This is a genomic window from Enterococcus hermanniensis, assembly GCF_001885945.1.
GTDB classification, from domain to species: domain Bacteria; phylum Bacillota; class Bacilli; order Lactobacillales; family Enterococcaceae; genus Enterococcus_A; species Enterococcus_A hermanniensis.
Genome location: NZ_JXKQ01000004.1, coordinates 197,428 through 209,525, shown reverse-complemented (window position 1 = coordinate 209,525; position 12,098 = coordinate 197,428). Strand labels below are relative to the sequence as shown.

The window sequence follows — 12,098 nt, the reverse complement described above, 5'->3', positions numbered from 1 at the left end:
GGATTTAACAAATGATTTGGAGTGATTAGATGATTAAAGGAATCGTATTTGATTTAGATGATACTTTATATGAACAACAAGCACCTTTTTTTGCCGCAATCACTACGCTATTTCCAAAATTTCCAACGAAGAAGTTGCCCTCTCTCTTTCTTCAATTTCGCTATTATAGTGATCTGCACTATCTGAAAACGATCACTGGAGAATGGCCTCTAGATAAAATGCGCTATGAACGAATTCGTCTCGCATTACAAGCAGAAAACTTTAATGCCGAAGACAATGACTTATTAAAGTTTCAGGCACTGTATGATCAAGCATTAGAGAAAATTTCTCTTCCCAAGGAGATCCAACAGATTCTGAATTTTTTAACGGCAGAAAATATTTCCCTTGGAGTAATCACGAATGGACCTGTTGAACGCCAAACCAATAAAATGAATGCTTTGCAATTAAACAATTGGTTTGAGCCAGAAACATTGTTCATTTCAGATGGTATCCAAATTCAAAAACCTGATCCTACTATTTTTAAATTGATGGAAAAGCGTCTTGATCTACCAGCGGAATCACTACTTTATATTGGCGATAGTTTTGAAAATGATGTCGTGGGCGCAAAATCAGCAAATTGGAATGTTTGGTGGTTTAACCATCAGCATCGCCCACTTCCTGATGATCAAACAGCACTTTTTGATCTAGAAATCACTAGTTTTGATGCTTTGAAACAAGCAATAATAAATGAAAAAAGATTGCAGCGCTGATACGCTGCAATCTTTTTTATTCTCCTAAGCTCAAGATCATTCGAATATCTTCTTCAGTCAATTTATTCGTTTGTTCTTCATTTCCTTGAATTACTTTTTGGAACAATTCACGTTTTTCTTGTTGTAATTGATTCATTCGTTCTTCAATCGTACCTTCAGCGATCATCCGCCATACTTCTACGACCTTTTTCTGTCCGATACGATGTGCACGTCCAGCTGCTTGTTCCTCTACTGCTGGATTCCACCATAGATCATAAAGGATCACGGTATCCGCACCTGTCAGATTCAGACCTGTCCCGCCGGCTTTTAATGAAATCAAGAAGACATCTTTTTCACCTGCATTGAACGCATCGACCATTTTTAAACGATCCGGTACTTTCGTACTTCCTCGTAAATAAAAACTAGAGATGCCTTCTTCAGCAAATTCTTGTTCAATAATCGACAACATGCTCGTAAATTGTGAAAACAATAATACTCGGCGGCCATTTTCTTTAGCTGCACGAATCAAATCTTTTACTTGATCCAATTTACCTGATCCGCCTTCATAGCCTTCCATGAATAAGCGTGGATCGTCACAGATTTGACGCAAGCGAGTCAACCCAGCCAAAATACTTACTCGTTGTTTGCGGAACGTCGCAGAGTCCATTTGATCGACTTCCTGACGCATCCGTTTTAAATATGCTAAATAGACTGTTTTTTGTTCTTCCGTCAAACTACTTAAGACATTTGATTCAATCCGTTCTGGTAACTCTTGTAAAACAGTGTCTTTATCTCGACGGAGAACAAATGGTTGGATCATTTTAGCAATTTCAGGTACTGGCATTTGACGGAAGCGACCTATACTTGGGAAAAAGCCTGGCATTACTGTTTGGAACAATGACCATAACTCTTCTAAATTATTTTCAATCGGTGTCCCACTTAATGCAAAGCGATGTGGGATCGATAAATTACGTAAAGCACTTGCTGTTTTCGTCGATGAATTTTTGACCATTTGCGCTTCATCTAATACTAAATATTGATAACCTGCTTGTTCATGAAGATCGATGTCTTGACGCATACTTGCGTAAGAAGTGATCACGATCTCGTTGGAATCAGCAAATAATTGTTCCCGTTCACTGCGACTGCCTGAAATGACTTGCGAATGCAGACTTGGAGCAAATTTTTTGATTTCTGCTTGCCAATTATAGACCAAACTAGCTGGTGTAACAATCAATGCTTTGATTGGTTTTTGGGCTTTTTCTGCCAATAAAAAGGTAATGACTTGAATCGTTTTACCAAGTCCCATTTCATCGGCCAAAATACCGCCAAAACCATAATCGCTTAGCATTTTTAACCAGCGGAAGCCTGCTTCTTGATACGGTCTAAGCTGTGCTTGTAGCGTATCAGGTAGGACCGCTTGATAATCTTCGGGATGTGTTAAATCTTGAACCATTGACGTAAAGTTTTCACTGAATTGAGCATTCGGGTTGTTTTTCAATTGCTCTTCTAGCATAATCCCTTGACTTTTCGGCAAACGAATCAAGCCATCTTTTGCATTGATTTTTTCTCTTAATTGCCCAATCATCTCACTCGTTTGTTGAAAAGCTTCAGAATCAAAGGATAACACTTCGCCATTATCCAATGTATAGAAACGATCTTTACGCAACAAGCTATTCAACACATGATCGATTTCATTGTCCTGAATACCAGTCACATCAAATTTGATGTCTAACCAAGAACCATGTTGATCGATTTCGATCGTTGGTTGGAATTCTTCGCCATCTAAGAATAATTGTCGTAATTTTTTTCCCATTCGGACTTCAGCAAAACGACGAAATTCTTCGACTTCAACTTTGAAAAAATAATACAAATTATCTTTCACAGGAATTTTTTTCTCAAAGCCTGTATCGATTTTTTGGTAACGATACGTATCAAAAAGATCTAAAATTTGTTTTTCTTTCCGACGATCACGTAAAATCTCTACATTGTTTGGTAGTTTCGGTTGATGAGACTCATTCGTAGAGAAATAAGCACTTCCGTAATGAAATTCGGCTTCAACTTTGATCATTCCTTTGATTTTCCGAAAAATCACGACCGCTCTCAAGGGTTCTTCTTTCATGATTTCAGCAACTTCACTAGCTATTTGAACACGTCCAATTTTACGTAAGTAAGGTAATACTTCTGTAAATAATTGTGATAATTGTCGCTGTTCATACGTGATTACAGGTTCCTTCAAACGTTTCATCAATTGTTTCAACGTGATATACGTATCTTGTTGTTCACGGGTCATCAAGTAATAAGAATTTTCAATAAAGCCTAAGAAATAATTACTATAATAGTTTGTAAAATTATCAGCCACCGTCAAACTAAAATCATTCTCGCTACGTTTCTCGATTTTAAATGACAATGGTAATTCTTGTCCTTCATGAACTTCTGAATAGGCTTTCTCACCGATCACGATACTTAGATTTCCGGTCTTTTCCATTCCACTCAATAATTCTTGCATTCGATGAACTGGTAATAATAGATAGCGTTTATCTAGTTTTCCCTTGACCTGCAAACCAGCTTTGCCTAATAATTGGTAAGTTTCACTGATACCGACCAAATCTTCGATCAAATCACGGCAGCCTGGTTCAAATGCACCTGCTTCGATTTGGAAACGATATTGCTTATTAACAGTATAGGCAGAATCCATTTGATACGCGTGTAAAAAATCATACAGATTTTTGACGATATAACTTCTTTTTCCGGCTTTCGTACCGATTCGTAATGAGACAGCTAACACATCTAATTCTGAATGATATGGATTTGTAGGAATAGCTTCGACCACGAATTCAACAAACAGAGGTTGCAAAGGTTCTGCTTCTTTTTCTAAACGAGCGAATCCTTGATTTAATAAATCGGCAAAAGACACACTACTTTCCATTTTTTTAGGTAAAACAGTTTCTGGTTTAATGACACGTGATAAACCCTTTTCTCGTAAGTACAATTCTACTGATACAGTATGTTTACAATAACCATGTTCTTCCCAATAAGGACATGAACAAATATCGTTTTCTTTTCCGCTACCATCTAAATCTACTAAATAAAGTTCACTGCCTAATACTTCACCATGCCAGACACGGCGTGCAGCGTCTGCTTCAACGGATAAGACCCGTCCTTCTTTTAAGTAAGTTCTGCCGCGCTCAATTACTTTTTCCGGAATACTCCATCTCATTTACGCTTCACTCCATCCTTCTAGCTGATAACGAATACTACTTCGACCCGTTCCGCTAGTCTCCACAATAATTTGTTGTGGGATTCGTTCTTTTAGCTCTCTTACATGACTGATGATTCCGATCATCCGTCCAGCGTTCTCAATACCTTCTAAAGCCTCCATCGCCATCTCCAAAGCTTCCTCATCTAAAGATCCAAATCCTTCATCAATAAATAAAGCTTCAATATCAACACCACCTGCTTGGCTTTGGATCACTTCTGCTAAACCTAATGCTAATGATAAAGCAGCGATGAAACTTTCACCACCTGATAAAGTATGAGAACTTCTTGTGGCACCAGCGTTATCATCATAGACATTGATTTCCAACCCAGTATTTCCTTTGGAACGTCCAGTTTCTTGCTTCAATTCAAAGTGATATCGACCTTTCGTCAGCTGATTTAATTGCTGATTAGCACTTTGCAAGACTTCGGCTAGATACCATTGTAAAACATAACGTTCCAAACTGATTTTTTGAGGATTATCCCCATTCATCGTTTGATATAGTTGAACCATCTGACCAAGTTCATCCAACTGCTTTTTGCTTTGGTTATGCAATTCTGTAATCGTTTTGATGATCACACGTTGTTGTTGCAGTTGACTTTCTCGTGCATAGTATTGCTGTTGTAATTGTGACACTTGCGTTTCACGCTCTACTAACGCTGCTTGCAACACTTCGAGTTCTGGTTTTGCCCGATCAGCGATTTGTTCAATTAAACGTTGGAGTCGATCTTTTAAAATTCCTTGGTGGTTATCAAAATTTGCAATCGCTGATTCCAATGTTTCAAGGTCTATTTTTTCTAACATCAACTGTTCTTCAGTAATTGATGCTTCCGTCAATTTCTCTTTTAGCAAACATCGCTGTTTTGACATATTTTGAGTGGTCTCTTGAACTTGCCGAGTCAAAGCTTGCTGCTGCTCTTGCAGACGAATCTGATGTTGCTCCAATGATTTTATTAAAGCTTGCTGACTTTCCACTGATTCTTCATGCTCTTTGATAGCTTGTATAAATTCTTTTATTTGTTGCTCTAGTTCTGTCAACTGCCAGTCTGTAGTCTGCTCTTCGATGCTTGAAATTCGACCACGCAATAATTGTTGTTCGCTTTTCACCTCATCAAGTATCGTTTCAAGGACTCGTTTTGCTTCTGAACGGCTGGTCATTTTTTCAGCCAATAATGCCATTTGTTGATTAGCTATCGTAATTTCTTTTAACTTTTGATCCGTTTCTATTTGCTTTTCAGCTAAACTTGTTACTAACTGATCTAATTCTAACGGTAAAGTGGTTTGATAATAATCAATCAATTGCTTATGACAATCAGTAACTTTTTTGTTTAAGTCCTTTTGGGCAGTCACCCGGTCTGCTTGTGCTTTTTCGAAGGTTTGCTTCGCAACTTCATAACGAGTCATCTGCTGCCCACGCAAGAGTTCTAACTGCTTGATCCGTGCTTCTAGTTGCTCCAACTCACTTTGCAATTCAGCTAGATTGTCTGTGATCATTCCCTCATGAGAAGCGGGGTCAGGATGTTCTTTAGACCCACAAACGGGGCAAGGTTCTCCCGGTAATAATTCTAAACTCAAGCGTGCGATTTCAGCCGCAGCCCACTGACTTTTTAATTTCTTATAATCACCGGTGATCGTCATCAATTGATTGCTAAGCTGACTTTTCTTTTCGATCAGTTGTGCTAAGTCGATCTGCTGTTCTTCTTCCGCTTCTTGCTGAGCTGTGATTTTTTTAGCTGCATCTTTTAACTGATTTAGTTGCTGTTGAAAGTGTAATTCTTGATAGCGGCGGTTTTGCCAGTTTTTTTCATCGTTTTGCTTTGCTTGAAGTATTTTTTGTTCTTGTTCAAAAGAAGCTAATTGCTGATTTAATTCTAATAACTGGGCTTGTTGAACCGTTTGTTTTGCCTCTAAATCATTTGCTTGTTGTTTTAGTTCCGCTTGTTGTTTGACTAAAGGCAAAGCAGCTTCCATTTTTTGCAAGTTCTGTCTTTTTACTTGCCATAATCCCGCTTCTTTTTCAAAAGCAAGTGTTTGCTGTTGTGCTTCAACGAGTTGTTGATCTAGCGTTTTAAGTTGAATTTTATTATCAGTAATTTCGGTTTGTCGCTGTTTAAGAAGGCGCTCCAATTCTTGCCTACGTTCATAGATGGGACGGATTTGCTCCAGTGTCTGAGCTTGTTTTAACTGCTGTTTACGTTGTTCTTGGATTGGCTGTTCCATTTCAAGTTGAGCCAATTCTTGGATCGTCTCATCTTTTTGCTGTAGCCAGCCTGTTAATTCTTGCGCTTCGTGAACTTGTTGTTGCAACATTTTGTAATTTTTCTGTTGCGTCTCAAGTTCCGTTTGACTTTGCAACAATTCTTGGGCTTCTGTTGATAAATAATAATTGGCAAGATTCAATGATTCTTGATAAGTATCCCCTTGTTCACAGAGAACTTGTTGGAACAATTGATCCATTCGTGTAGTCAGCTCACCGACAGATTTCTCCATCGCTATTTTTTTAAACTTTAAATTCTCCGTAAAACTGCGATAGGCACTTGTACCAAAAAGATTACGTAAAACAGCTTCTTTCTCCGTACTGTTCGCATTTAAAAAAGTTCGAAACTCACCTTGCGGCAACATCACGATTTGACGGAATTGCTCTTTTTGGAGATGTAGGATTTGATAGATCACTTCGTTGACCGCATCAACTTTCGTATAAGCTTCTGCTTCTTGGCCTAAATCATTAAAGACACTTAATTGGACTTTTTGATTTTTAGTCGTTTCGCCTTTGCCATTCTTTTTAGCCAAGGTCTGTTTTGGCCAACGTTCGATCGAATATTGTCTGCCTTGATGCTCAAAAATAAATTGAACACGGGTTTCTTCTGTCGGTTCCGCGAAGGAAGAGCGAATTTCATTTGAAGAACGAACACCACCAGAAGCATCACCATATAAGGAAAAAGTGATTGCATCAAAAATCGTAGTTTTTCCGGCACCGGTTTTTCCGCTAATTAAAAATAATGGAGTTTCAGACATTTTTTCAAAATCGACTTCTTCATGTAAAAAGGGACCGAAATTTTCCATAATGATTTTCTTTGGAAGCATTAATCTGACCCTCCTTGCTTAAGAAGTGAATGTAAGCCTTCTTCAATCCATATCTTTTGTTGATTCGTCAATTCGCTTTGAGCAACCTCAGTAAAAAACTCTTCAGTCAATGCTATGGGAGATTTTTCTTTGAGTTGTTTTTGGCTTAAACGACTGATAGTTTCGGCTTCGTACCCGTTGATTCGTTCGACTTGAATGATCCGCGGATAGACTTGTCGTAATTGATTCATCAAATTTGGAATCACCACTTGATCTTCTAGCAAAATCGAAAGATAATTTTCACGATCGATGGTTAAATAAAAATCGGGATCTAATAATTTTTCAAATGTCGCTTGAATCTCTTCGATTTCATATAGCGGGGCAACTGTTCGAAAATAAAATTCGGTCGTCTCTGTATCAATGACCCAAACACCTTTAGCCTGATTTTTTTCAGATAAAGAATATTTTAAAGGCGAGCCGCTGTAACGAGCATTATCCATTTTCAATGCATCTTTTCCATGCAAATGGCCTAAAGCAACATAATCAAAATTAGCCAATAGTTGGCCATTGATCCCGTCTAAACCACCGACTTCTATTTTGGTCTCTGAATCCGTTTTGCTGCTACCTGCTACAAAGAAATGACTGACCAATACTTGTTTTTTATTTTTATCAAAACTAGCTTCGAGTTTTTCAATTACTTTAGGCATCGCCGCTTGAATCGTCCGTAGCTCAGGATCCTCAAAATAGATTCGCGCATCGACGGGCTCAAAATAAGGCAATAAGTAAAACTGTGTATTTCCCATTTCGATTGGTTCAAATGCTTCTTCTAATCGCGTATGCAAGTGAAAATCCGATTGATCGAACCATGGAGCTCCCGTCGCTAAACGTGTTGCGCTATCATGATTGCCTGAAATAGCCAACAGCGGAATATGTTCTGTCAGGTTCCAGTGAGCAATCGTTTGATTCAATAACCGAACACTGTCCTCAGACGGAACCGAGCGATCATACAGGTCTCCTGCGATGATGATTGCATCTACAGACTCTTCTTTTGCGATGTTTAGTATTTGATCAAGAATATACGCTTGGTCTGATAGCAATTCATAGCCATGTAATTTCTTTCCGATATGCCAGTCAGCCGTATGTAAAACTTTCATTGATCCACCCTTTTCTCATTTTAGTCCTTCCTGAAATTATAACACGATTTACTGTATATTTCTGCTCAACAAGCAGATGTTCTTAGACAGGCGCTCTCGATAAAAAAATTTGTACCTTTTTAGCCAAAGAAAAAAGACACTAAATTAATTAGCGTCTTTTTCTTTAGTAATATATTTATAGTTCGGATCAATCTCATTATCCAATTGGTCAAAAGCATTTTGCACACGTGATTCCACTTCTGCCAATCCTGCTTTATCCATTTTTTTGATATCAGAAATATCAATTGGATCACCAAAACGGATGATCACTGGTGTTCGTTTGAATAATTGTGAAAACTTTGTTGGACCTTGATAAACACAAGGGACAATCGGTTTCTTTGATAAACGAGCAATCAATGACATCCCACCTTTTAGCTCAGTGGAATGACGCGTTCCACTAGGAAACATGATCAAACTTTTATCAGAATCTTTCAGCATTTTGACCGGGCGTTTTACTACACTCGGTCCTGGCTTTTCACGATCTACTGGAAAAGCGTTCAGATGGACTAAAATGTAGCGCAATACAGGGTTTTTGAATAACTCTTCTTTTGCCATGAAACAAAATTGTTTTGGCGAAGCACCTAGCGCCATATAAACTGGATCCCACCAGGTACGATGCGGTGCAACTAAAATATAATTTCCTTCAGGCAATTTCTCTTTATTTTGATATTTGGCATTGCCGTTAATGACAGCTAAAAGACTGCGGGCAATTACGCGGATAAATTTAAAAAACATTTTTTCTTCCTTTCAGTTACCTAACTAAACGTAGTATAATACATCGGTATGATTTTTTTAAGGGGGCAAAAGAAATTGTTAAAAAAAGGTGAACGAATCGACCAGCTTTACGCTGAAGATATCCAAATCATTCAAAGTGCAGAAGTCTTTTCTTTTTCTATCGATGCGGTACTTTTAGCTAATTTCGCTAGAGTCCCAAAACGTGGAAAAATTATCGATCTTTGCGCCGGCAATGGAGCAGTCGGTCTCTTTCTCAGCCGAAAAACCAATGCACAAATCGACCAAATCGAATTGCAACCGCGTCTTGCGGAGATGGGCCAAAGAAGTATCGAACTCAACCATTTAGAAAACCAGATGACGATGCATGAATTAGATTTAAAAAATACTTTTGATGTATTTAGAGGCGACTCTGCTGACCTCGTCGTTTGTAATCCACCGTATTTTAAAGAACTCCCTACTAGTATCAAAAATCCAAATCCTCATTTGGCGATTGCACGGCACGAGATTCATGCGACATTAGCCGACGTCGTTAACGTCTCTGCTCGCTTATTAAAGATGAACGGTCGTTTTACCATGGTCCATCGACCAGATCGTTTTTTAGAAATTATCGATGTGTTACGAGCCAATCGAATTGCACCTAAAAGAATCCAATTCGTCTATCCCAAACCAGGTAAAGAAGCAAATACCTTGTTGATTGAAGGAATCAAAGACGGAAAAAATGAAGGTTTGCGTTTCCTTCCACCATTATATACATATGATCAAACTGGAAACTACTCTGAGGACTTACGAGGGATGCTTTATGGCGAATGATCATTATTTTTACGTCCTCTTATGCAAAGATCAAACCTTTTATGGCGGCTACACGACTGAACCAAGTCGGCGGCTAGTAGAACACAATTCTGGGGTTGGTGCAAAATATACCCATCCTGCGAGCCGTAGACCGCTACAAATGATCCATGCCGAACGCTTTAAAACGCGAAGTGAAGCGACAAAAGCCGAAGCAGCATTCAAAAAATTATCGCGCAAAAAAAAAGAACACTATCTCCAAGAAAATAAGCAAAAAAACGTTTTGTGATTGCTCACAAAACGTTTTTTATTATTCACCTTTTAACATCTCAGTCGCAATCAAATGGCAATAATACACCGATCCAACTTCATTTGGATGAACTTGATCATCATAGAACCAATCGGTATGCGCCGTACTGTAATTATACCAATCGATCAGATGGACATTTTTGTAATCTTTTGTTACTGCTTCTAAGGTCGCATTCACATCATTTTGCCAACGTCGTGTTGGTACATGGGTATTGATGACAAAAACTTTGCGTTTCTCACCAACGATACTCATGATTTGGGCAAACTCGTCTTCAGTAATCGGACCATTTGTTCCAAGGTTCAACAAAATCGTATCATTTAATTCTTTTTTGTCCTTCAGACTTTGGAAAACTGCTGGACTATCTTTCAATTGTCTTCCCACTTCACCATCAATTACCATCTTAGGAAAGATCTCAGTCAATCCTTGTGAACCTGCCAATAATACCGAATCTCCCACTGCCGTAACTTTTAATTTTTTGGCTTTCGTTACTTCACGTTGACTAAGATTGTATTTCTCAGCTAAAGTAACGGGCTTATCTGAACTAGCAGTTGATTGTTCACTTGCACTAGAGTCTGTCGCTGATTCAGTCGTACTTGTTTCTGTTTTCTCAGCTGCTTTTTTGTTTTGCTCGATTTGTTTTTGCAATGCTTGTTGATTGGCATCCACTTGACCGCTGGGTGCAATAATGATACCGACTACGGCAATCAACGTTACGATTCCGGTCAAAATAAAACCAATTTTACGGCGACTTCTAATTGGCGCCCAAAATGATTCTTTCAAGCTCGAAAATGTTTTTCCATAATCAAAACGGCGTAATGGTGCTTCCACAAAGCGATAAGAAAGCTCTGTGACAAATAAAATCAAAATAATCTCCATGATTGTATGAAGCAGCGTATGATTGGCTACATTGATCTTTGCCTCATAAAAAATCATGACTGGAAATTGATACAAATAGATCCCATAACTACGTTTACCGATCCAATCAAAGACTGGATTTGTCAACCAACGATTCCAGCTAGCACCAGGATGAGCCGTAATAGCTACCAGAACAACACTTAGCAGACTGACCAAGAACATTCCGCCATAATAAACAAACGTTAAATCATCTCTCAAGAAAAATAAAGATAGGATCAATAATAATAGTGAAACAAATCCGATGCCATTTAAGATTCGTTTCGCCTGTGCGGGTATTTCTTCTTTCAAGCGTGTACTTGGCCAAACAAAGGCTAACGCACTACCTAGTAAAATTGAAAACAACCGCGTATCTGTTCCATAATAAACCCGTGTCGGATCTTGACCTGGCGTATAAAGAACCGCCATCAAAATCATCGAAACAAGGGCTGCGCCAATAACTCCCAGAAAAATCTTGCCTCTATTTTTAACTAATTTAATCAATAAAACAAAGACGATCGGCCAAATTAAATAATTTTGTGATTCTACTGCCAATGACCAAATATGAGTAAATGGCGACTCGCTTGAAAAACGATCAAAATACGACATCCCATGATTGATCTGCCACCAGTTATTGACATACAATAAACTACTGATGACATTGCCTTTTAAATCATTCAACAAATTTCGCTGGAACAATGTGATGTAGGCCGAAGAACCAATCAGCATCGCAACCAACGCTGGATATAACCTTTTCATCCGCCGATAATAAAATTGTTTGATATCGATCCTACCGGTCTGTTTTAATTCTTGAAACAACAAATCAGTGATCAAGTAACCCGAGACTACGAAAAAGACTGGAACACCTAAGTATCCCCCTCGCATCCGAGTCGGCATTAAATGATATAAAATGACGCCAATCACCGCTAAGGAACGAATTCCGTCAAAGCCATTGATATAGCGACTGTGTTTTAGTCTTTTTTTCATGTTTTTCTTTTCCAACTTCACTCCAACTTTACTATAGAATACCAAATTAACTATACGGATAAATTTGAGAAACTGCAACATTTTCTCATTAAAAAAAGTTTTTCCTAAAGATTTCGATTTTAATTTGCCAAAATAAAATGAGTAAAAAT

The 12,098-nt window shown here is 38.3% G+C and carries 8 protein-coding genes; 3 read left to right on the top strand and 5 right to left on the bottom strand.

Annotation, left to right across the window (positions count from 1 at the left end):
• Positions 1-29: 29 nt before the first annotated feature.
• Entirely contained in the window at positions 30-749 is a 720-nt protein-coding gene (locus RV04_RS06410) for an HAD family hydrolase (RefSeq protein WP_071857639.1), read from the top strand.
• Between the two features lie 16 nt (positions 750-765).
• Here RV04_RS06410 and RV04_RS06405 read toward each other — a convergent pair whose 3' ends face one another.
• From RV04_RS06405 to RV04_RS06390, 4 genes are all read right to left on the bottom strand, one after another.
• The gene (locus tag RV04_RS06405) at positions 766-3,945 is read right to left on the bottom strand and encodes a DEAD/DEAH box helicase (RefSeq protein WP_071857638.1); all 3,180 of its coding nucleotides are present in this window, start codon (positions 3,943-3,945) and stop codon (positions 766-768) included.
• A complete protein-coding gene (locus RV04_RS06400; RefSeq protein WP_071857637.1) occupies positions 3,946-7,068 on the bottom strand; it encodes an SbcC/MukB-like Walker B domain-containing protein in 3,123 nt (1,040 codons plus the stop codon).
• The gene (locus tag RV04_RS06395) at positions 7,068-8,201 is read right to left on the bottom strand and encodes an exonuclease SbcCD subunit D (protein ID WP_071857636.1); all 1,134 of its coding nucleotides are present in this window, start codon (positions 8,199-8,201) and stop codon (positions 7,068-7,070) included. The genes RV04_RS06400 and RV04_RS06395 overlap by 1 nt, the downstream gene beginning before the upstream one ends.
• Positions 8,202-8,345: 144 nt before the next feature.
• Positions 8,346-8,975: a lysophospholipid acyltransferase family protein gene (locus RV04_RS06390; protein WP_071857635.1), complete on the bottom strand. Its 630-nt coding sequence runs from the start codon at positions 8,973-8,975 to the stop codon at positions 8,346-8,348.
• A gap of 75 nt (positions 8,976-9,050) precedes the next feature.
• Here RV04_RS06390 and RV04_RS06385 point away from each other — a divergent pair, with 75 nt between their 5' ends.
• Together RV04_RS06385 and RV04_RS06380 are read left to right on the top strand one after the other, a co-directional pair.
• Positions 9,051-9,785: a tRNA1(Val) (adenine(37)-N6)-methyltransferase gene (locus tag RV04_RS06385; RefSeq protein ID WP_071857634.1), complete on the top strand. Its 735-nt coding sequence runs from the start codon at positions 9,051-9,053 to the stop codon at positions 9,783-9,785.
• Positions 9,775-10,050 (top strand): GIY-YIG nuclease family protein, encoded by a 276-nt coding sequence (locus RV04_RS06380; protein ID WP_071857633.1) that lies wholly within the window; start codon positions 9,775-9,777, stop codon positions 10,048-10,050. Before RV04_RS06385 ends, RV04_RS06380 begins: the two co-directional genes overlap by 11 nt.
• Before the next feature lie 21 nt (positions 10,051-10,071).
• Here RV04_RS06380 and RV04_RS06375 read toward each other — a convergent pair whose 3' ends face one another.
• Positions 10,072-11,949 (bottom strand): acyltransferase family protein, encoded by a 1,878-nt coding sequence (locus tag RV04_RS06375; protein WP_071857703.1) that lies wholly within the window; start codon positions 11,947-11,949, stop codon positions 10,072-10,074.
• Between the last annotated feature and the right edge of the window lie 149 nt (positions 11,950-12,098).